Genomic DNA, 22,336 nt, shown 5'->3' with positions numbered 1-22,336 from the left:
ATGGAATTGTGGTATACAGAACAACATACGGATAATGTTCGTTTTTCTATTAAGGTGGATAAACCTCTGTATACAGGCCAGAGTGAATTTCAAAGGATAGATGTTTTTCATTCTAAAGAATTTGGGACATTTTTTACTTTAGACGGCTTAATGATGGTTACTGAAAAAGATGAATTTATCTATCATGATATGATTGTTCATGTTCCAATGGCGACAAACCTAAACACAAAGAATGTTCTGGTTATTGGGGCCGGTGATGGCGGAACGGTAAGAGAACTGACTCGCTATAATTCAATTGAACGAATTGATATGGTTGAAATTGATAAAATGGTGGTTGAGGTGTGCAGGGAATATTTGCCGCAAACTGCCTGTAAACTAAACGATCCCCGAGTAAAACTATATTTTGAGGATGGGTTAAAATTTGTACGCTCCAAAGAAAATGCGTACGATTTAATTATCGTTGATTCTACCGATCCTTTTGGACCGGGTGAAGGTCTCTTTACCAAAGAATTTTATGGTAATTGCTTTAAGGCCCTTAAGGAGAACGGTATTTTAGTTAATCAGCACGAAAGCCCCTATTATGCTGAATATGCTAAATCAATGCAGAGAGCTCATAAACGTGTTAAAGAATTCTTTCCTGTTTGCAGAGTCTATCAAGCGCATATTCCAACATATCCGTCAGGACATTGGCTATTTGGATTTGCCTCCAAAATATATGATCCCGTAAAGGACTTAAATGAGCAGGCGTGGAATAGACTGGGAATTAAAACGAAGTATTACAATACGGATATTCATAAAGGATGCTTTGCTCTTCCTACGTACGTAAAGGAGCTTTTAGGAAGCGAAGAGAAATAAGTTTTCGGGGAGAAGCAATGTTTCCGGATAATAGAAAGAAAGCTGTAACAAATTTTTTTTGTTACAGCTTTTCACGTATTTGGAGTTACATTACTCGAAAGAATTACATAATATTTAGTAATCAAAATATTAAAATATTTTATAAGATTAAAGGAATTTGACCTATTGTAACGAATATTTGATTTGAGAAATCATAATAGAAGTAATAGCAAAGTAATAGATGTGATCTATTCCCTGATGGGAATATAAAAGATTTGAGTTAGGATTTGGAGTCATACTTTAATGTAATCTGTTTTAGTGTAATAGGATGAGGTGTCACCCTTGAATCATTAATTTATGATATTAAGTGATAAATATTACAATCACAGCAAGGATGTGAAAAACAGTGCATATTACGGACTATGAAATTGCTTTAAGGTTATTGCTGGCTTGTATTTTTGGAGGAATTGTCGGTCTTGAACGAGAACGAAATGATAGTTCAGCAGGATTTAGAACTCATATTTTAGTAAGCTTAGGCTCAGCGTTGATTATGATTTTATCAATGTACGGCTTTACAAATTTTACATCAGTTAACAAAGATCCTGCTCGCTTGGCTGCGCAAGTTGTCTCAGGGATTGGTTTCTTAGGAGCTGGTACGATCTTGCGAGACAAGACATCGATCAGAGGTTTGACAACCGCAGCATCTCTATGGGTTGTCTCAGCCATTGGCTTGGCAACTGGAGCCGGGTTCTATTTTTCGGCTACATTGGTCACCTTCTTGGTGTTTATTACTCTAGAGCGCATAGTAGAAAATTATTTTTTTAGAAATAGTGCGTCACTTAAGGTTGTTGCTGTTAATGGAACGTGCAGAGTTAAAGAGATTAACAGAGTAATTGAGTCTCACAACATTGTTCCGCAAAATATCACTATGATTCTGCAAAAAGAAGAACAAAATAAAACGGTTATACTGTTTAAATTGAGAACTCCTTTTCGCAAACTCGACATGGAAAAATTGATTGAAGATATTAACGAAATTGACGGGATTTATTCTGCAGAGCAAGAATTTAGCGATGATAGAGACTCTATCCGCTCTCTTTTTCCACGTAAAAAATCAGTGCCCCAGAAGGATAGTGACAATTGCTCAATGTAATGTAAACTGAGGAAACGGTTAAACGAGAATAGAAATGTAATAAATTGGAAATAGTATGGAATGTCCAAACTACCTTTTGAAAATATTTATTTTTTAAAGGTATTAACAGATTGGCCCAATCGAAATATGGCTTCATTAGAGTCATATACTCTAATATGGAGGGGTGCCAGTGGAACATTCCGTGCAGTTAGGTACGCAAAGATACCATGACAGTATATGTAAGTCCTTAAGGGAATTGAGTAAACGTGAACGTCTCCCTTTACAGATTATTGAGCAGCAACACGGAAAGCGTTGGCTAATTCACTGTAAGTTTCTTGCCTCGTCTCTTGCGGGGACTGAAAATGAAGAAATGGTCCAGAAAATCCAGCGATATTATTTAGCAAATGCCTTAGCGGAAACGATCTTGCTTCACTGGGAGAAAGAACATGTACGGGGAATCCTGAAAAAAAATAAATATTTAATTGATGATAAGGGTCAAGAGATCCTAAATAAAGCACTGGAATATTTGAATAAAGGTTTGGGTCAAGATCGTGCTTATCGCATAAACCGTAAGACAAAGCTTGTAACTCAAATTTTAAGTTGTCTTAATCAGTCTTTGATTTTCGATCTTGAAGGTTTTCTAAGTTTTCGCGCTCAGGAATATAAGCATGATGTCAGCAAAGCTGTGGAGTTTGCTATCGAAGAGTACATAGTGGAAAAGGAATATCTGGAATTTATTCAGCTCCTGAAACATTTTGTCGACACCCAGACACCGCAATTAGAGAGCCTGCATGTAGGAATGACTTCGAAAGGTGAGTTCCATCTTTATAATGAGGACGGTGAGGATATAACCGGCGACTACCTGGAAGATTATCAACTGGATAATTTACATGAGTTAGGTTATGAAGACCTCTTGGTAAGTTCGCTTATCGCAGTAGCTCCAAGACAGATCACGTTGCACATTCGTTATAATGGGTATAAAGATACTTTACAGACCATAAGGCAAGTTTTTGGAGATAGAGTTCGTGATTGCAGCGGCTGTTCTTTATGTAAGGATTTTTGACAAATGAGCATGGTTTTTGTATAATAAATCTATTGATTTGGGTATATTAGTGTCATAAACTTTTTCTAAAGTAATTACTTTAAATCGCTGAAAGGGAGAGTATCCTGATCTTAAGTGTTAGAGAAGGAATGCCGCGGCTGTAAGCATTTCTCACAAAGGTTCAGGTGAAGACCACCCTTGAGTGCAGGGCTGAAATGAGTAAGCTTTGTCGTTTCCCGCGTTAAGGGTAATCGAGTGGAAGGAGATATCCTTTCAGTTGGGTGGAACCACGGGAGTAAGCTCTCGTCCCTAGTTGGGGCGAGAGCTTTTTTGCGTTTATCGAAATTTTATAGGAGTGATAGCAATGATTCAAGTAACTTTAAAAGATGGTTCAATACGTGAGGTTGAACAAGGAACGACTATAGCAGAGTTGGCTGCTGCTATCTCGCGTGGTTTAGCTAAAGCAGCTGTTGCTGGAAAAGTAAATGACAAATTAAAAGATCTTTCTTATCCTCTCATGGAGAATGCGGCAGTAGAGATCATCACACTGGACAGCGAAGAGGGATTGGAGGTTCTTCGACATTCAACATCTCACCTAATGGCCCAAGCTGTGGAAAATTTGTTTCCCGGAACAAAGTTGGGGATAGGACCAGCTATTGCCAAAGGCTTCTATTATGATTTCGATTCTGAGCATGTGTTTACTCCTGAGGATCTCGAGAAAATCGAGAAAGAAATGAAACGCCTGGCTAAGGAAAACTACACGTATCAGCGTAAGGAAGTATCGCGCACTGAGGCTTTGGACTACTTTAAAAAACTTGGTGAAAATTATAAAGTTGAACTGATTGAAGGACTTCCCGAAGATGCTACTATTTCCATGTATACTCAGGGAAATTTTACAGATCTTTGTGCGGGTCCCCACATCCCATCAACCTCAATCATTAAAGCAATTAAACTCATGAGTTTGGCAGGTGCCTATTGGCGTGGTAATGAGAAAAATAAGATGTTGCAGCGTATTTACGGTACAGTCTTTGCTAAAGCAGCTGATCTTGAAGATTATCTATTCAAATTGGAAGAGGCCAAACGCCGTGATCATCGTAAGTTGGGCTTAGAGCTTGACCTTTTCAGCCTTCACGATGAAGGCCCTGGATTCCCCTTCTTCCATCCTAAAGGAATGGTTTTGCGCAATGCTCTTGAGGACTTCTGGAGACAAGAACATCGCAAGCGAGGTTATCAAGAAATTAAGACCCCGATTATTCTCAATCGTTCTCTCTGGGAACAATCCGGTCACTGGGATCATTATAAAGAAAACATGTATTTTACGAAGATTGATGATCAGGATTTTGCAGTTAAGCCTATGAACTGTCCGGGCGGTATGATTATGTACCGAACTAAATTGCGTAGTTATCGGGATTTGCCGCTGCGGGTTGGAGAATTGGGACTCGTTCATCGCCATGAGCTATCGGGTGCCCTCCATGGTTTGCTGCGGGTTAGAAACTTCACTCAAGATGATGCCCACATCTTTATGCTTCCGTCACAGATTAAGGAGGAACTTCTAGGGGTTATTGAACTAGTAGACACCTTCTACAAAGTGTTCGGTTTTGAATATCATGTAGAGCTGTCCACCCGTCCTGAAGATTCTATGGGTTCAGATGAGGATTGGGAAGCTGCAACTCGGGCGCTTCAAGAGGCCCTGGAGGAAAGAGGCTTGGATTACAAGATCAATGAAGGCGATGGAGCTTTTTATGGGCCGAAGATTGATTTTCACGTTAAAGACTGTCTGGATAGGACTTGGCAGTGTGGTACCATACAGCTTGATTTCCAAATGCCGGAGAAATTCGACCTAACTTATGTCGGCGAGGACGGACAAAAACATCGCCCAGTTATGATTCATCGCGTGATCTATGGGAGTATTGAACGGTTCATAGCACTTTTGACTGAACATTATGCTGGAGCTTTTCCAACCTGGCTAGCACCTGTTCAGGTTCGTATTTTGCCGATCAGTGAGCGGCATCAGGGCTATGCCAAAGCATTAGCTGCCCGTTTCAATGAATTAGATATAAGAGTTGAAACGGATGAGCGTAAAGAGAAAGTTGGCTATAAAATCCGTGAGGCTCAAACTGAAAAGATTCCTTATACCTTGGTTGTTGGAGATCAAGAAGCCGAGTCGGATACCGTTGCTGTACGTCGTTACGGTCAAGGGGATGCCGGAGAGAAAATGACTGTAGATGAGTTTGTTACTCTTATCCAAGATGATATAAAAAATAAGAAGCTCTTAACAGCTCTGGCTCAGTGAACTCGTTCAGCTAAAGCTGAACATCGGGGCTTAAAAACCGGATAAAAGTTGACAAAGTTTGAGAGTTGATATAAAATATTCGTTGTCAAGTAGAAGCCATCCGCTTCTCACCTTACGGCTAAAGTCGGTAAGGTATCTTCTGGGCTTGGGCTTAATACGTGCTCATGATTGTTTAGAAGACGGGTGGTATTCATCCGTCTTTTTCTATTGTGCTAAGTTTTAATGGGGGTGGTTTCTTATTAGCAAGGACTTAAGACTCAATGACGAAATCCGGGTTAGGGAGGTCCGTCTTGTTGGGGAAGAAGGAGAACAACTTGGAATTATGGCGGTTCGAGATGCCTTGAACCTAGCAGTCGAGAAGTCTTTAGATCTCGTAGAGATCGCACCGACGGCGAAGCCGCCGGTCTGCAAACTAATGGATTATGGCAAGTATAAGTATGAGCAAGCGAAGAAAGACAAGGAAGCTCGTAAAAAGCAAAAGAGCATGGAAATTAAGGAAGTCAAGCTGCGTCCCAATATTGAGGATCATGACTTTGAAACCAAGGCTCGTAATGCTCAGCGATTTCTAAGCGAAGGGGATAAAGTGAAGGTTACGATTATGTTCCGGGGGCGGGAAGTCACTCACCCTGAACTAGGAAGAACCCTTTGTCTCAGACTTGCAGAATTCTGTAAAGCGGAGTCTAGCATAGAGCGTGATCCTAAACTTGAGGGCCGCAATATGATTATGATTTTGGCTTCTGTTAAACATGACTAATACCGAGAGGGGGATACTCAAATGCCTAAAATGAAAACTCACCGTGGTGCGGCTAAGCGCTTCAAGAAAACTGGAACAGGTAAAGTTGTCCGTATGCACGGCTTTACAAGTCACATTCTGGAGAAGAAGTCTCAGAAAAGAAAACGGAATTTACGCAAATCAGCGGTTATGAACCAATCTGATGTCAAGAGAATTAAAAACTTGATTGTTTATCTATAACGCTGCACTAAAAGGAGGTTTTTGGGATGGCCCGTGTTAAAAAAGGCATGACGAAACATCATAGACATAAAAAGATCTTAAAATTGGCGAAGGGTTATCGCGGAGGGAAAAGTAAACTTTACCGCCCCGCGAATGAACAAGTTTTAAAATCCTTAGCCTATTCTTATGCTCATAGAAAAGACAACAAAGCAAACTTCCGTAAGCTTTGGATTGCCAGAATCAATGCAGCTGCACGTATGAATGGTATTTCCTACAGCCGCTTGATGAATGGTTTGAAGAAGGCTGGGGTAACAGTTAACCGTAAGATGCTGGCAGAACTGGCAATTAGCGATGCAGCAGCATTTACTGAAATTGCAAATGTCGCTAAAGTTCAAATTAACGGCTAATTACCAAGTGAAGAGGATGCGCGAGCATCCTCTTTTTATAAATGCGTCGGTACGCAGTATAAGCTCGTTTTATCTCATTCTGATTTCGTTTCCTTCAGCGCAAACGAAATTATAAAGGGCTCTGCCAATGGATAGACTATATCTATATCTATCTCTGGAGCTGGTCCCTAGGCCTTGGAGGTGGAAAGGTGCTGGAATCCTTACAAAATGAACAGGTTAAATTCATCGCCTCTTTGCAGCGGCGTAAAGTCCGTGAAGAGACGCAGCTCTACGTTATAGAAGGATGGCGGTTTGTTGCTGAGGCTTTACGCAGGAATGCTCCCATAAAAAAAGTGTACGTTAGCTTAAAAGGAAAGCAATCTGAGTGGAGAGACCTAAGGGAAGGATTGCAAGATCGCAAAATCCCCTTTGAGGAAACGGATGAACGGGTTTTTCGTAAAATGAGCGCGACGGAGGAACCCCAAGGTATTTTAGCGGTTGTAAATCAAACAAGGTATACATGGGACGATATACATATTGATGGGAAATCAGTAGTGCTTGTTTTGGACGGAATTCAAGACCCCGGAAATCTGGGGACGATTCTCCGTACTGCCTTGGCGGCGGGAGTTCGTTACGTTTGTTTAACGTCGGGAACCGTTGATATTTATAATCCCAAAGTGCTGCGCAGTACTATGGGAGCCCTTTTTTCTTTAGTCCTTCTCCCGGACTTGTCCCCGGAGGCAGTGTTAAGCTTTTGCCGCAAACAGGGTCTTCGGTTAATTTTAGGAGATACAAAAGGAAGAGTACTTTACGAGACGAATGTAGCGAGTGGACCTTTAGCTTTGGTTGTGGGGAATGAAGGAAATGGTCCATCCCTTACCTTTCAAAGGGAGGATGTTCAAAGAGTTACGATTCCCATGGCTCAGGAAGTGGAATCACTTAATGTGGCCATGGCAACGGGAATTCTTCTTTATGAGATAGTACGCCAAAGGGATTTCTTGTAATTTACAGGGGCTCTATGCTATAATAGCTTGAGTTCTTGTTGATAGTTTGCTATATCTATAAAGCGATGATAGGGTAAAAAAGGATTGTTTCTTCACAGGGAGGCGGGCCCAAGACTGTGAGCCTGCTAAGAAAGTATCCTCCTCTTGGAAAAAGAGGTTAAATTTCGCCCAGGAGCGGCTTTTTGATCTGTAGGAAGGCCCGGTTTCCGCCGTTATCGGAACATGAGTGTGGCTTAATTAGCCAAACCAGGGTGGTACCGCGAGAATGACGCTCGTCCCTTTTGTATGGGGATTGGGCGTTTTTATTTTTACTTGATCACAGCGTCGTACTAAAAGATAGAGATAAGAGCGCCAATGACTGATGAGAAATTTATAAAAAGTTTGGAATTTGCAAAATGGAAAGGATGGTTGTCTTGAAGAAAGAAATACTTCGCATTGGAGAAGAGGCCTTGCATGAATTGCAGCAATTAAATAACTCGGAAGCTCTTCAAGAGCTTAAGGTGAAAGTGCTCGGGAAGAAAGGGAGCTTGACCGCATTACTGCGGCAGATGGGGAGTTTAGGCCCGGAAGAGCGGCCAATGATGGGACAAGTGGTTAATGAGATGCGCAGCCGCTTGGAAAAGGCTTGGGAAGAACGAAGCGCGGAATTGGAAGCTATTGCCCTGGAAAAGCGTTTAGCTGCAGAGCGCATCGACATTTCTTTGCCCGGCAGCCGTGTTGCCCGCGGACATTATCACCCCTTGACTCAGGTCGTTGAAGAGATTGAGGATATTTTCCTGGGTATGGGCTTCCAGATCGCTGAGGGGCCGGAAATCGAATCGGATTATTACAATTTCGAGGCGCTTAACCTTCCTAAAGATCATCCAGCTCGGGAAATGCAGGATTCCTTTTATATCACAGAAGAAATATTGCTGCGGACTCAAACTTCTCCTGTTCAGATACGGACAATGGAAAAACTTCACCCTCATTTACCGGTGAAGGTCATTGCTCCCGGGACAGTTTATCGAAATGACGATGATGCCACACATTCTCCGATGTTCCATCAAGTTGAGGGACTTATGGTTGATCAAGGGATTCGGATGTCCGATCTAAAGGGGATTTTGCTGAATTTTTCAAGGCAGATGTTTGGCGAATCTCGCGAAATTCGCTTGCGGCCCAGTTTTTTTCCATTTACTGAGCCAAGCGCTGAAGTAGATGTTTCCTGTATGCTTTGTGGAGGAGCGGGATGCCGCCTTTGCAAAGGAACCGGGTGGATTGAAATTTTAGGTTCGGGAATGGTTCACCCGAAAGTCCTGGAAATGGGCGGATATAACCCGAGGGAAGTCACAGGTTTTGCCTTTGGCATGGGCGTTGAGAGAATCGCCATGCTGAAGTTTGGCATTGAGGACATGAGACTTCTTTTTGATAATGATTTGCGCTTCTTGCAGCAGTTTTAAGGGGGAAAGACGATGAAAGTCAGTATGGAATGGCTTCACGAACTGGTTGATGCCAATCAGACCGCCGAAGAGTTGGCAGAAACATTAACTCGCGGCGGAATTGAGGTAGAAAGTGTTGAAAATCTTAATAAAGGGTTTGAAAAGGTAGTCATTGGGGAAATTAGTTCTCTGACTAAGCATCCTAATGCCGACAGGCTATGGGTCTGTGACGTTAACGCAGGGCAGAAAAACGTTACTATCGTCACCGGTGCCCAGAATTTACAGGCCGGAGACCGAATCCCTGTAGCCATGATAGGCGCTGTCTTGCCTAATGACTTGGCGATTCGGAAGTCTAAGCTGCGAGGTGTAGTTTCAGAGGGGATGTTATGCTCGCGTGAAGAGCTCCTGCTTGATGCTTCCGTAGGTTTAGATCGCAGCGAAGGCGGTATTTTGGTCTTAGGGGCCGAGGCTCCAATCGGGGAGAACTTTGGCAAATATCTAGGGCGGGAAGACAGTGTTTTAGATTTAGAACTCTATCCCAATCGCCCCGATTGTTTGGCGATGGTTAATGTGGCACGCGAAGTGGCGTCACTCACCGGTAAACAGCCCCATTTGCCCAAATGGGCAGATATAGCGAAGGGATTAGATCTTCCTGCTGCCGAGAACTTTAAGATTATCATTGAAGAGGAAGAGTTGTGCCGCCGTTATGCCGGTTTAGTTGTTGAGGATGTTCATATTGCTCCTTCACCGGAATGGATGCAGCGAAGACTCAAGGCGGCTGGGGTTCGGCCAATCAGTAATATCGTCGATATTACGAACTACTGCATGTTGGAGATGGGGCAGCCTTTACATGCTTTTGATCGGGATAAGATTACAGGGAACATTCATGTTCGTAGTGCCAAAGCGGGAGAAAAAATTGTCACTCTCGATGGAATTGAGCGATCTCTTCAAGCGGATACTCTGCTCATCGCCGATGACCGACAGGCTTTAGCAGTTGCAGGCGTCATGGGAGGTTTTGACAGTGAAGTTACGGGGGATACGAAACGTTTATTAATCGAGTCGGCCCATTTTGCCGGAGTAAGTATACGCAGGACAAGCCGAAGGCTGGGACTCAGGTCAGAAGCTTCAAATCGTTACGAAAAGGGTGTTAATCCTTACGGTTGTGCGGCAACCTTGGGACGAGTATGTGAATTGCTGCTGGAATTAGGAGCAGGACGCCCTGTGGCCTTCCTTGATGAGCTAAAGACTCTTCCTCCGCAGCGTCAGATCACACTATCAGTACAGCATACCTCTACTGTTCTTGGTCTTGAGCTGAAGGACTCGGATATCAGACAAGTTCTGGAAAACCTGAACTTTAAGTATGAGGAAAAGGAAGGCATCTTCGTTGTGGAGATTCCCACCTATCGTGCGGATTTGGAAATTGAGGAAGATCTCATGGAGGAAGTTGCTCGTTTAAGGGGATATGATCTAATCCCTACGACCTTGCCGCAAGGGGATACGACTCAAGGAAGAAGGACACCGGAACAGGAGTTCCGCCGTCGCTTGCGCAAGGTACTTGTTCAATCCGGAATGGATGAAGTTATGACTTATACCTTTACAGGCGCTGCTAAAGATGCTCAGTGGGGAAGTGCTCAGCACTCGATTTCTCTGCTTAACCCCTTAAGGGAAGAACTTAGCGTGATGCGTACGTCCTTGGTGCCCGGACTGTTAGAGGTTGCGGCTAAGAACACAGCACGACGCAATACGGAAATTAGTATTTTTGAAGTTGGAACGACTTACTGGGGTGATGAAAAACCTTTGCGCGAGCTTCCGCGTGAAGTATTGCGAGTGGCTGGGGTTGCCGTTGGGAAGAGTGGCAGGCATTGGCTAAATTCCCAGACTCAATATGACTTTTTCTACGTCAAGGGAATTTTGGAGGAGATTGCTCGGGAGTTTGGGCTTAAATTTGATTATCGAGTGCCGGAAAATCGTCCTCGGCTTCATCCCGGACGTTCGGCTGATGTTTATCTTCACAATGAATGTATTGGTTTTTTGGGTGAGATACATCCTTCGGAAGAAAAAGAATGGGCTCTGGAGCGGGCTGTACTCTTCGAGCTAGATTTGGGTGTCTTATTTAAGCATATGCGGCCGATTGTACGTGCTCAATCCATCCCGCGTTTTCCTGCCATCAATCGTGATTTGGCAGTCGTGGTACCCATAGATACTTCCGCGGCGGCTGTGATGACTAAGATTCACAAGCTCGGGGGGGAACTGCTGCAGAACGTAGAACTATTTGATGTCTATACCGGCAAGTCAATACCAGAGGGACGCAAAAGTCTTGCTTTTTCCTTGCGCTACCAATCGCTGGAGCGGACTTTAACCGATGAAGAAGTAAATGTCTTGAATTCTCGCATCTTAGAGGGAATTCAGCAGGAATTTGATGCAGAATGGCGAAAATAGAAAGCGTTTCGGCAAAGTAGCAAGAAGAGAGCGAGGGAAAATTGTGGCTCAGGAATCAGTCAAAGTCACTGTTGAAATTTTTGGAGAGAAGCACGTCGTCCGCGGTGAAGGAACAGAAGCGTATATCCAGGGGTTGGCTCACGAAGTGGACAAAAAAATGCGTTTAATTTCCCAACGACTCCCTCGCTTAGGCATTCACCAAGTGGCAATATTAACAGCACTTAATCTGGCGGATGATCTTGCCAAGCTGCGAGAAGAGCAAGAAACTCTCATGCAGCTGCTGGGCGAAAAGACTGAATAGCTAAGAAAATTTTTGAGTGAGGGAGCATCTTAAACTGCTTTGCAAGCAGTTTAAGATGCTCTCCGTTGTTTTGCATTAAAGTATGAGAAATTGTACATATCTAAGCTAAGCAATTATAATAAGTATGTTCATTGGAGTGGATAAACAAAATATGAGGGTGGAGCGTAAAATTAAATGAACAATCAAAGAGAAGCGGTAGTGGCAAATGAGACACCCCCTCTGGAGCTTCTGGCACCTGCAGGAAGTTTTGAAGCGTTTAAAGCAGCTGTGGAAAACGGCGCCGATGCAGTCTACTTAGGAGGCAAGAGTTTTAGTGCCCGAGCAAGTGCCGCAAATTTTGATTTGGAAGAGCTGCGCAAAGCAGTCCGCTATGCTCATGAACGGCAGGTTAAAGTCTACCTAACAGTTAATATATTGATCGCGGATCAAGAGTTTCAAGAGCTGATGGACTACCTTTATGCTGTTTATGATATTGGTGTTGATGCCGTTATACTACAGGACCTGGGAGTCGCAAGTCTCATTCGCGCGATTCTGCCGGAACTGGAAATCCATGCGAGCACGCAAATGACGATTAACACAACATGGGGTGCTCAGCATATGGAAAGACTTGGTTTTTATCGAGTTGTCCTTGCACGAGAAACTTCAGCAGCTGAGATCAAAACCTTGGCTGCAAGTACTCCGTTGGATCTGGAGGTTTTTGTACATGGTGCGCTCTGTGTATGTTATTCCGGCCAGTGTCTGATGTCCAGCTTTATCGGAGGAAGGAGCGGGAATCGAGGCACTTGCGCCCAGCCATGCCGAATGACTTATCAGCTGGTAAATCAAGAGCGCAAAAATCTATTGACTGTTAAGAATTTAGGGGAGCATTTATTAAGCCCCAAGGACTTAAATTTAGTAGAAGATTTAGTGGAGCTAAAGGAGATTGGAGTTCATTCCCTGAAAGTAGAAGGCCGAATGAAGCGACCGGAATATGTGGCAACAGTAATTAGGCTGTACAGAAAGGCGCTTGATCGGATTGAACGTCAAGGAGAGAATGGTCCGCTACTTACAACAGAGGAACATCAGGAATTATTGCAAATCTTCAATCGTGATTTTACCAAGGGATATTTAAGAGAGAATCCTGGCGCGGACCTTATGAGTTACAGTCGTCCAAACAATCGGGGAACACGCCTTGGACGTGTAGTGAGTCTCAACTCAGGACGATTAGATCTCAAACTCGAGGCTGCTATTCACTCGGGCGATGGAATTGAGTTTTGGACAGGCAGGGGACGGGAAGGAATCACTGTCGGTAACATCTGGAGAGACAAGCAACAAGTTAGTGACGGCTTCCCCGGGGAAACTGTGCAAATCGAATTTTCTGGGGTGGCACGTCCTGGGGATCGCGTCTTTAAAACAAATGACGCTAAATTAATGGAGAAGGCCCGGGAAAGTTTCCAAGAAGGTAAAGAACAACGCAAGCGTCCTCTGACTATGTCTCTGAGGGGGCATATTGGAGATAAACTAACTTTAGAAGTTGTCGAAGGTATGCGCAGGGTCAGGGTATTTTCTGCTAATCCTGCCCAAAAGGCTTTGAAACGGCCTTTGACTTGGGACTATGCTAACCAGCAGCTTGGACGATTAGGAACTACACCTTTTTGGTTGGATCAATTAGTGGTTGAGGTTGATGAGGGTCTGATGCTGCCGGTGAGTGATCTCAATGAAATGCGGCGAATGGCAGTAGAGGAACTGCTTAGAGAAACTACTCAGCAAAATGTTGAGCGATCCCTTTATCGACAAAGAATTGGCAAATGGAACAATGAATTGGCGAAAGCACGCTTAAGTTCCGCAAGGAGAAACCTGCCGCTGGTTTCTGTAGCTGTAAGTGATCCGGAAACCCTTGAGGCGGCCCTAAAGTCTGGGGCCAAAAGAGTACTCATTGGCGGAGAACACTGGCGTTCGAGAAAAAATTTCAAAATAGATGAAATACGTTCAGGGTTTGAGACCTGCCGCAAACAGGGTGTTGATTGCGCTTGGCGGCTTCCCAGAGTTTTAAATGAAACTCAAAGTACGAGACTCCTGGAGGATCTAAAAAAAGCAGCTCTTTGGCCAGACAAGCCAAAACTTATGGTCTCAAATCTCGGTGAATTGGAAATGCTGCGCTCTTTGGATCCCAACTGGCCTTTTGAAACAGATTATTCTTTAAACGTCTTCAACGAAGCCAGTCTTGCTCACTTTTTGCACCTAGGCGCTCAAAGGGTAACCCTATCTCCGGAATTGCATCATGAACAATTGGCTCATTTGGCAAAATGGGGGGGGATAGAGTACTTTGTGTTTGGCGATCTGGAAATGATGGTCAGTGAATACTGTCCGATAGGATCGACCTTGGGTGGAAAGCAAGGAAGCCATTGCTCAGGTGTATGCGTTAAAGAGCCCCATTATTTACGGGATCGTCTGGAGTATGACTTTCCTTTGGAGACGGATCAGGAATGCCGAATGCATCTTTATAATGTTAAGGTCTTAAATCTATATGAAGAATTGCCGCAGCTCAAACGAATGGGCGTATCCAATATACGTTTACAGCTAACTCGCCAATCTCCTGAACAGGTCGGGCTGATCGTCAAGGTTTTTTTAGAAGCATGGGATACCTTGCAGCTCGGAAACCGGTCCCTATGGACTCCGGATCAAGGAATGGCAGAGTTGACTTCCATGTTTCCACAAGGCTTTACGAAGGGACATTTTTTTAGAGGTGTGCTTTAACTAATGCCTCATACTAATTATTATGTTTAGGATTGCGAATGCTGATTCCACTGGTGCTGGGTATTGTGTTTTTTTAGCGTATTGAGGAGGATCTATGGGAATCGAAGATAAAGTATTAAAAAAGCTGGATTTTCCCAAAGTTTTAGAACGTTTGGCCGAATATTGTCTTCTTCCAAGAGCGAAGGAATTAGCTGAAGGGTTAACCCCAAAGGTTGATTGGGAAGGTGTGCGTCTTGGACTCCAAGAAACGAATGAGGGAAAAAATCTTTTGCGCGGGAACCCCCTCTTTTCTGTTCGCGGCGCTAAAGAAATACGGCCTTACCTTGAACGTTGTTTACGCGGAGGGATTATTCATGGCGAAGAATTGCTTGAGATCCGGGACACCTTACGGGTTGGCAGAAAACTAAAACAGTACTTCCAGGAATCTCAGGCGGAGTTTCCTGGATTATGGGAGGTCACTCTTTCAATCGAGAGTCAAAAACCTTTGGAGGATGAAATTTCCCGTTGTATTACCGAGGATGGCAAGGTCGCAGACAATGCATCCTCGGAATTAGCGGAATTACGCCGTGCTCTATATCGTCTGCAAAATCGCATTCGGGAAAGCCTGGAAGGGACACTGCGTAACCCTGCTTATCAAAAAATGCTGCAGGACCCTATCATTACCCAGCGTTCGGATCGCTATGTTATTCCCATAAAACAGGAATATCGTTCGGTTTTCCCGGGTATTGTCCATGATCAATCGGCCAGTGGTGCAACGTTATTCATTGAGCCTATGCCGGTTGTCCATTTGGGCAATGAACTGCGGGAAGTAGTTTTAAAGGAACAGCGTGAGGTTCAGCGTATTCTTCAAATGCTCTCTGCCCAAATTGAGGCACGAGCAGAAGCGGTGGCAGATCTTCACGAAGCCCTGGCAAAACTCGATTTCGTTTTAGCTAAAGCGAATTTAAGTATAACAATGAATGCGGGAGCACCTGAACTAGTTCCTAAACAACAATTAAAGCTGGTACAAGCCCGGCACCCTCTGATCAGTGGTACCGTCGTTCCTCTCTCGGTTGAATTGGGGATTGAGTTTGATACTTTGGTCGTTACCGGGCCAAATACCGGAGGGAAAACTGTGGCCTTAAAGGTTGTCGGCCTAATGGCGGCAATGACTCAATCTGGCCTGCATATCCCTGCGGAGAGTGACTCTCGTATGGGGATCTTTACCCGGATTTTTGTAGATATTGGGGATGAACAAAGTGTTGAGCAGTCTCTGAGTACTTTTTCCGGGCATATGAAAAATATCGTTGATATTATTCAGCGTGCCGATGAACAGTCATTGGTCTTACTTGATGAAGTTGGTGCCGGGACAGATCCGACGGAAGGCGCGGCCTTAGCCATGGGTATTCTTGAGGAGCTGCATTCAAGAGGATGCCGGACAGTTTCTACGACCCATTATGGGGCACTCAAAACCTTTGCCTACGAAACGCCGCGTGTAAAGAATGCTTCGGTAGAATTTGATACGGAGACCTTGCGCCCGACGTATCGTTTATTAATTGGGATTCCGGGCAAAAGTAATGCTTTTACCATTGCCAGAAGACTTGGCTTAAGTGAGCGGGTTCTTGAGCGGGCTAATACATTTGTGACCGAACGGGAAATGCAGGTTGCGGATCTCATTGAAAATCTTGGCGAGACACATCGGGAAATTGAGCTGGAAAAACAAAGGGCCGAATCCGGAAGGCAAGCACTGGAACTGCAAGCGAAGGCTCTGGAAGAAAAGTCACAACGTTTAGATGAAGACTATGAACTTCTAATGACCTTGGCGAAAGAGGAAGCCGGTGAGCTGGTTCGTGAAGCAAAACGTGAAGCGGAAGCAATTATTGCCGAGTTGAAAGAAGCTCTCAAGAAGGAAAACAAACAACAACAGGACATTGAAAAGGCACGCCAAGGTTTTCGCCGGGTTTCCAATAAACTTGAAAAAGGACGAACGGCCGAACATACCGGTGGTGGTTTGAAACCGGATCAGCTTAAGCTGGGACAGACGGTTATGATGACAAAACTCAGGCAGAAAGGGCAAGTCCTGAAACTTCCTAATGCCAGCGGTGAAGTCCTTGTCCAAGCGGGCATCATGAAAGTAATGGTGCCCTTAACAGAATTAAAGTTGGCTCGGGAAGAAAAGACAACTCCGCTCAGAAGTTCCCGCAAAGGAAATAGTCTTGGATTGCAAAAGGCGGAAGAGATTCGAAGCGAGATTGACCTGAGAGGAATGTTAGTTGAGCAAGGTACTGAAGTCTTGGATAAGTTTCTTGACGATGCGGTTCTGGGCGGTGTCGGTCAAGTCTATGTAATTCATGGCAAGGGAACGGGCGCTATGCGGGCAGGAATTCAGGATTTTCTGCGAGGGCATCCTCATGTACGCAGCTACAGGCTTGGCGAATATGGAGAAGGGGATTCAGGGGTCACAGTCGTTGAGCTTAAGTGAACTTGTTGAGCTAAAGCTGAACATTGGCATAACAAATGCTGACGCGCTGATAAATGCAATGAAAAAGGTTGCCACAAACTTTGGCGAAAGTTTGTGGCAACCTTTTTGTTTAGCGTTGATCCCGGCTTCAGAATTTGTGGTTGATAGTTTTAGTCAGTTATCGTTAATTTTACACTTCCCGAAGACGGTCCGACTCCTGATCCATTAGGATTCTGGAAAGCGGCCCAGAAGATGTAGTCACCAGGTATGGGAGGCTTTCCGTTGTCTGAGAGTGAAATGGAAATGGAAGTTTTAGTGGAGTGGGAGGCGTTTATCGGGAAGCTTTCTATGGTACTCTGACCGGAACGTCGAAGATAAAAAATCGTTGAACTGTTTTCGCTGTTAGCAGGAACCGTCATGGGTATAACTGCTGTATAGGTTTTGGGGTCATAGTTCACTTGACCAAGGGAAGGTTTAGGGAGGGTGGAGAGGGTTGGGTCAACTTGAGGGTTTGTGGTTGCATCCGGAACATTTGAGTTAGGGTTGGTCGAATTGGCTGCTGTTGAATCAGGAGTGGTTGAATTTAGATCATTTGAAGTCCCTGACCCCGTTATTCCACTTGGCGGTCGGTAGGGAGCTTCGCTGGGGGGCCATATCCAAGAGGGGGAGCGATTTGGCAGATTAAGGAATGTCTTTGCGATAACATTCTTGGTTGAGGCGTTTGCTAAGATGTTAGGGTTATCTGCATCGACGTTCTTTTGAACCCAAACATCACTGACACGAGTGGGGAAATCCCCTTGAGCGGCTATTTCAGTGCCAATAAACTGGGGTGGAGTTAAGTTGCTTGGAAGAAGACCGGATTTTGTATCGAATCGTCCGCTTACAATCCCGGCAGGTTCTTCAAACTTCGTTTGAACAGGAAGATCTTTAAGAGCGACAGACATCACCTTTTTCCAGATTTGGGCCGGATAACTTCCGCCATAGACATTGTGTAAATAATGTTTACCGTCAGGGTCAGAATCGTATCCCATCCAGACAATTCCTGTTAGATTGGGAGTATAGCCGGCAAACCAGGCATCCGGATTACCAGACTTATTGCCGTATTTTACAGGATCCAACGATGTGGTCCCGGTTTTTCCGGCAATAGCCCAGTCTCCTATTCGGGCACTATAGGCCGTACCGTCCGTAACAACACTGCGCAGCATATTGTTTATAATATAGGCTGTTGTTTCTTTCATGACCCGGGTTTTCAATATTTTAGGATTAATAATCGTATTTTCTTTAGAATCAAGAACCTTCGCTATTGCATGTGTCGTTACTTTAACTCCGTTGTTGGCATAAACTCCATAGGCAGATGCCATATCTAAAGTAGATACTTCCGGTGTCCCAAGGGCAAGACTAAGGACACGGTCTTTGTCCTCAAGCGGTAAGCCTAACCTATCTTTGGCAAACTTCCAACCATAATCTACTCCAATGAGATTAAGAAGTTTGACAGCATAAACGTTTACCGAATCTTCCAGGGCGTAACGCATAGTAATTAAGCCCTTCCAGCCTTTGTCAATGGTATCAAAATCCGTAGGAGTCCAAGCTTTACCGTTTCCGCCATTATAGCTGACAGGCATATCATCAAGCACTGTCCCGGGGAAATATCCGCCTTTTTCAATGGCTGGGCCATAAACAGCTAAAGGTTTGATCGTAGATCCGGGTTGCCGTTTGGATTGCCAGGCTCGATTCAAGCCGCGGGTTGTATAGTCCCGCCCGCCAACCATCGCCAGTATTCCGCCGGACGTTGGATCAATGACTGTCATAGCGCCTTCAACTTTTGTGTTATCAATTCCTCGCGGGAAATTTGAGGGGTCCGCAAAAGCAGATTCTGCGGCGCTTTGGATTTTCGTATCAATGGTTGTATAAATCTTCAATCCGCCGCTGTAAATTTGATCTGGAGTTAAGTTATAAGTAGATTCCAACTCTTCGACTACATAATCAATAAAATAAGGGTATTTGTAATTTGCAGTGGATATGGCAGTGTTTTCAGCCCCACCTTTTTGTTTCATAGTATCGACATAAGTAAAAGGAGCATCTTTGTATTGGTCGTATTGACTGGCAGTAATCAATCCGGCATCTTTCATGACTCCCAGTACAATATTACGGCGATTTTTGGCTGCTTCAGGATGAATATAAGGGTTATATTGGCTCGGAGCTTGAGGCAGCCCTGCTAAGAGAGCGATTTGATCCGGTGTCAGATTCTTGAGGTCTTCGCCAAAATACGTTTTGGCTGCAGCTTGGATTCCGAAGGAGGATTGCCCTAAAAAAATCTTATTGAGGTAGAATGTGAGAATTTCGTCTTTGGTATATTCGTGTTCGAGTTGAAGTGCAATAATAGCTTCTTGAACTTTACGGGTCAGGGTTTTGGCCGTAGGGTCTTCAATAAAGGCATTTCTGGCAAGCTGAACAGTGATGGTGCTTGCTCCTTCTTTAGCACTTCCCGAGCGGATGTCATTTACTGCTGAACCAATAATTCGAATAGGGTCGATCCCAAAATGCTGATAAAAACGTTTGTCCTCGACGGCTACAAATGTTTTTTTAACAAGATCTGGGATTTCTGATGATTGGACGACTTGGCGGTTAACTCCCCCGTACAATTGGGCTATTTGTACGTTATTCTTGTCGTAAACATAGGAGGTTTGCTTTTGGTCGTTTAGTGCACTGGGATCCCATTTAGGCGTTTGTGCGGCAACAATCCCAACAAAAATTCCTCCACCAATGATTACTAAGAGCATGAGAGTAAGAAAAAGCTTAAAAACAAACCGAAATTTCGATGGACGACGCCTTTTTCGAGGACTTGTTGATCTTCGAGATGATGACATGATTGAACCTCCTCCGAAAAATATGAGGTTTTAGATACATGATATAATTCTTTGAATTATATCATACTTCTGCAATCCTAAGGAAATTCTAATTCTGTATAGGCATCTGACAGGTGATATAGTCGGTTGCATATTGAATTACGAAAAGGTATAATATAATAATATAAATCAATATTGTGAATGGTATGATTGAGAAGAAGCTTGGCAGAAGGTATTAGAGAGTCGGTGGCTCGGTGCAAACCGACCCGGAAACCAAGGGTTACACCTCAGGACTAGAGTTAAAAGCTCTCGGAGTAGTTCCGTTAACGCTACAGAGCTGGGTGCCCGTTTCGCTGCAGAGAAACGGCATCAATGTGGGTGGTACCGCGGAGTATTTTCGTCCCTCAACGTTAGTTGAGGGATTTATTATTTATTTAATTTAATGATTCGGGAGTTGAGAGCATTTTTACAGAGTAAGAACTCTAATTATTCTATCCCGCATGAAGAGCTAAAAATATTTTTGGAGGTATAATTATGGATTTGTTTCAAGACTTGAAAGATCGAGGGCTTATTTATCAGCATACGGATGAACAATCGTTACGTAAACGATTAATGTCAAGACCCATTTCCTTGTATTGTGGTTTTGATCCCACTGCCGATAGTCTCCATATTGGAAGTTTGCTGCCTATATTAATATTGAAGAGATTTCAGCTGGCAGGGCATAAACCTATTGCCTTGGTCGGCGGAGGGACGGGGCTGATTGGAGATCCAAGCGGCAAAACTTCAGAAAGAGTACTCAATCCCCAAGAAATTGTAGAAGAATGGGCTGATAAAATAAAAGCTCAGTTAAGCCGTTTTTTGGATTTTGAAAGAAAAGACAATCCGGCGGTTATTGCCAATAATTACGATTGGCTCGGCTCTCTTCAGGTTATAGAATTCCTGAGAGATATTGGTAAGAATTTTCCCCTAGGAACTATGTTAGCTAAAGAGTCAGTTGAAACACGAATGAGTAAAGGGATTTCCTATACAGAATTCAGTTATATGATTTTACAATCCTATGACTTTATGAAGCTGAACGAATTATATGGTTGTGAACTTCAAGTGGGAGGGAGTGACCAATGGGGGAATATCACGGCAGGCATCGAGTTAATTCGTCGAACTTCTGATGAGCAGGATAAGGAAATGTTTGGTTTGACCATGCCCCTCGTCACCAAAAGCGACGGGGTCAAATTTGGGAAAACTGAGGGCGGTGCAGTCTGGTTAGATCCTAAAAAGACTTCGCCTTATAAATTTTATCAATTTTGGTTAAATACTGATGACCGGGATGTTATTAAATTTTTGAAATACTTCACGTTCTTAACCATTGATGAAATCAATGCTTTAGCTCAAGACTTGGAAAGAGAGCCCGAAAAGAGAAAAGCCCAGCGAACTCTGGCAAGTGAGGTAACAAGCTTGGTTCATGGTCAAGAAGCTCTTGCTCGAGCAGAGAAAATAACGAATGCTCTTTTTGGAGGGGGACTAAAAGGTTTATCCGCTTCCGAGGTTGAAGAGGGATTTAGTGATGTCCCCTCTGCTGCGATTGATAACACTGATATAAGCTTTGTGGATTTATTGGTCCAAGCGGGGGTTGTTTCCTCAAAGCGTCAGGCCAGAGAATCTATCGAGAATGGTGCTATCTATGTCAATGACCTTCGCTGCAATGATTTAGAAACCTCTGTATCGCAATTGGAACGTTTAGACGGGAAATATCTTATTGTTCGGCGAGGGAAAAAGAACTATTATCTTATTAAATTTGGGCAATAACTCTGCTGAGTTGATTGAATATCCATTGGATCAATTGGTAATATCAATTGAAGGACCTACCCCCACTTATAGGAGGCCACTGAAAAACTTTATCTTCGAGAAGGTCAGTACCATATATAGTGCTGACTTTCTATTTTACCTACGGTATATGGTGGCTTTGGATACCCAAGCAATAGATTTTCCTAGATTTTCAGTGGCCTTACTTATAGAAGTGGGGGTCTTAAAAACTGGATAAAAAGTAGTAATGAGATTTTCACTTCCCATATTTTGCATAGGGGTTTTTTGAGAAATTGCAAAAAAAAATATTGACAAGATAAAAATCAAATGTTAATATACTTAAGTGCCGCGAAACAAAACGTAAATAACACAAAAAATTAAGCGGACATTCTGATCTTTGAAAACTAAACAACAAGGACAGCCAATGAGAGAAACTCGGAAGAGTTTCAAAAGAATCATGGAATCATGAGCAAGATATCATCTTCTTTAAAGAAGTTGAAATAACTTTTTTGGAGAGTTTGATCCTGGCTCAGGACGAACGCTGGCGGCGTGCTTAACACATGCAAGTCGAACGGAGAGAATTCTAAGTTTGCTTAGAAGGATCTTAGTGGCGGACGGGTGAGTAACGCGTGGGTAACCTACCCAACAAGCCGGGACAACCCTTGGAAACGAGGGCTAATACCGGATACGCTTAGGAGTTGGCATCAACTTTTAAGGAA

The 22,336-nt window shown here is 43.7% G+C and carries 15 protein-coding genes, 1 rRNA gene and 2 other annotated features; of the genes, 15 read left to right on the top strand and 1 reads right to left on the bottom strand.

Translation table 11 applies throughout. From position 1 onward, the window contains the following. From speE to B5771_RS00415, 13 genes are all read left to right on the top strand, one after another. The gene (gene speE / locus B5771_RS00475; protein WP_088185787.1) at window positions 1–855 is read left to right on the top strand and encodes a polyamine aminopropyltransferase; all 855 of its coding nucleotides are present in this window, start codon (window positions 1–3) and stop codon (window positions 853–855) included. 385 nt (window positions 856–1,240) lie between these two features. Beyond that, the gene (locus B5771_RS00470) at window positions 1,241–1,984 is read left to right on the top strand and encodes an MgtC/SapB family protein (protein WP_047812007.1); all 744 of its coding nucleotides are present in this window, start codon (window positions 1,241–1,243) and stop codon (window positions 1,982–1,984) included. 169 nt (window positions 1,985–2,153) lie between these two features. After that, a complete protein-coding gene (locus B5771_RS00465; protein WP_088185786.1) occupies window positions 2,154–3,026 on the top strand; it encodes a putative sporulation protein YtxC in 873 nt (290 codons plus the stop codon). 78 nt (window positions 3,027–3,104) lie between these two features. Continuing rightward, window positions 3,105–3,319, top strand: a binding site (T-box leader). A gap of 50 nt (window positions 3,320–3,369) precedes the next feature. Continuing rightward, window positions 3,370–5,298 carry a threonine--tRNA ligase gene (gene thrS / locus B5771_RS00460; protein ID WP_088185785.1) on the top strand — a complete coding sequence of 643 codons (1,929 nt, stop codon included), beginning with the start codon at window positions 3,370–3,372 and terminating at the stop codon, window positions 5,296–5,298. 81 nt (window positions 5,299–5,379) lie between these two features. After that, window positions 5,380–5,510, top strand: a sequence feature (ribosomal protein L20 leader region). A 26-nt stretch (window positions 5,511–5,536) separates the two neighbouring features. Beyond that, complete coding sequence (infC, locus tag B5771_RS00455) at window positions 5,537–6,052, top strand: translation initiation factor IF-3 (protein WP_088185784.1); 516 nt, start codon at window positions 5,537–5,539, stop codon at window positions 6,050–6,052. 21 nt (window positions 6,053–6,073) lie between these two features. Then, window positions 6,074–6,271 (top strand): 50S ribosomal protein L35, encoded by a 198-nt coding sequence (rpmI, locus tag B5771_RS00450; RefSeq protein ID WP_047812011.1) that lies wholly within the window; start codon window positions 6,074–6,076, stop codon window positions 6,269–6,271. Between the two features lie 26 nt (window positions 6,272–6,297). Further along, window positions 6,298–6,657, top strand: coding sequence for a 50S ribosomal protein L20 (gene rplT / locus B5771_RS00445; RefSeq protein ID WP_088185783.1), 360 nt, complete (start codon window positions 6,298–6,300; stop codon window positions 6,655–6,657). A 188-nt stretch (window positions 6,658–6,845) separates the two neighbouring features. Further along, window positions 6,846–7,640, top strand: coding sequence for an RNA methyltransferase (locus B5771_RS00440; protein WP_088185782.1), 795 nt, complete (start codon window positions 6,846–6,848; stop codon window positions 7,638–7,640). A 413-nt stretch (window positions 7,641–8,053) separates the two neighbouring features. Further along, the gene (gene pheS, locus B5771_RS00435; RefSeq protein ID WP_172408107.1) at window positions 8,054–9,076 is read left to right on the top strand and encodes a phenylalanine--tRNA ligase subunit alpha; all 1,023 of its coding nucleotides are present in this window, start codon (window positions 8,054–8,056) and stop codon (window positions 9,074–9,076) included. Between the two features lie 12 nt (window positions 9,077–9,088). Then, window positions 9,089–11,494 carry a phenylalanine--tRNA ligase subunit beta gene (gene pheT, locus B5771_RS00430; protein ID WP_088185781.1) on the top strand — a complete coding sequence of 802 codons (2,406 nt, stop codon included), beginning with the start codon at window positions 9,089–9,091 and terminating at the stop codon, window positions 11,492–11,494. A gap of 43 nt (window positions 11,495–11,537) precedes the next feature. Next, window positions 11,538–11,795 carry a cell division protein ZapA gene (gene zapA / locus B5771_RS00425; protein WP_047812022.1) on the top strand — a complete coding sequence of 86 codons (258 nt, stop codon included), beginning with the start codon at window positions 11,538–11,540 and terminating at the stop codon, window positions 11,793–11,795. A gap of 174 nt (window positions 11,796–11,969) precedes the next feature. Next, window positions 11,970–14,531 (top strand): U32 family peptidase, encoded by a 2,562-nt coding sequence (locus B5771_RS00420; RefSeq protein ID WP_088185780.1) that lies wholly within the window; start codon window positions 11,970–11,972, stop codon window positions 14,529–14,531. A gap of 94 nt (window positions 14,532–14,625) precedes the next feature. Next, entirely contained in the window at window positions 14,626–16,992 is a 2,367-nt protein-coding gene (locus tag B5771_RS00415) for an endonuclease MutS2 (protein WP_088185779.1), read from the top strand. A 149-nt stretch (window positions 16,993–17,141) separates the two neighbouring features. On the opposite strand, the gene B5771_RS00410 is transcribed toward B5771_RS00415, so the two are convergent. Continuing rightward, window positions 17,142–19,838, bottom strand: a complete 2,697-nt coding sequence (locus B5771_RS00410) for a PBP1A family penicillin-binding protein (protein WP_088185778.1) — start codon at window positions 19,836–19,838, stop codon at window positions 17,142–17,144. Window positions 19,839–20,351: 513 nt separating this feature from the next. Here B5771_RS00410 and tyrS point away from each other — a divergent pair. Then, on the top strand, window positions 20,352–21,620 hold the full coding sequence (gene tyrS, locus B5771_RS00400; protein WP_088185776.1) for a tyrosine--tRNA ligase: 1,269 nt from the start codon (window positions 20,352–20,354) through the stop codon (window positions 21,618–21,620). A gap of 503 nt (window positions 21,621–22,123) precedes the next feature. After that, a 16S ribosomal RNA gene (locus tag B5771_RS00395) occupies window positions 22,124–22,336 on the top strand; the annotation flags it as partial.

The sequence above is a fragment of the Desulfosporosinus sp. FKA genome (genome assembly GCF_002196785.1).
Taxonomy (GTDB): Bacteria; Bacillota; Desulfitobacteriia; order Desulfitobacteriales; family Desulfitobacteriaceae; genus Desulfosporosinus; species Desulfosporosinus acididurans.
The sequence above is the reverse complement of the archived record's forward strand: the minus strand, read 5'-3'. Positions and strand labels throughout refer to the sequence as shown.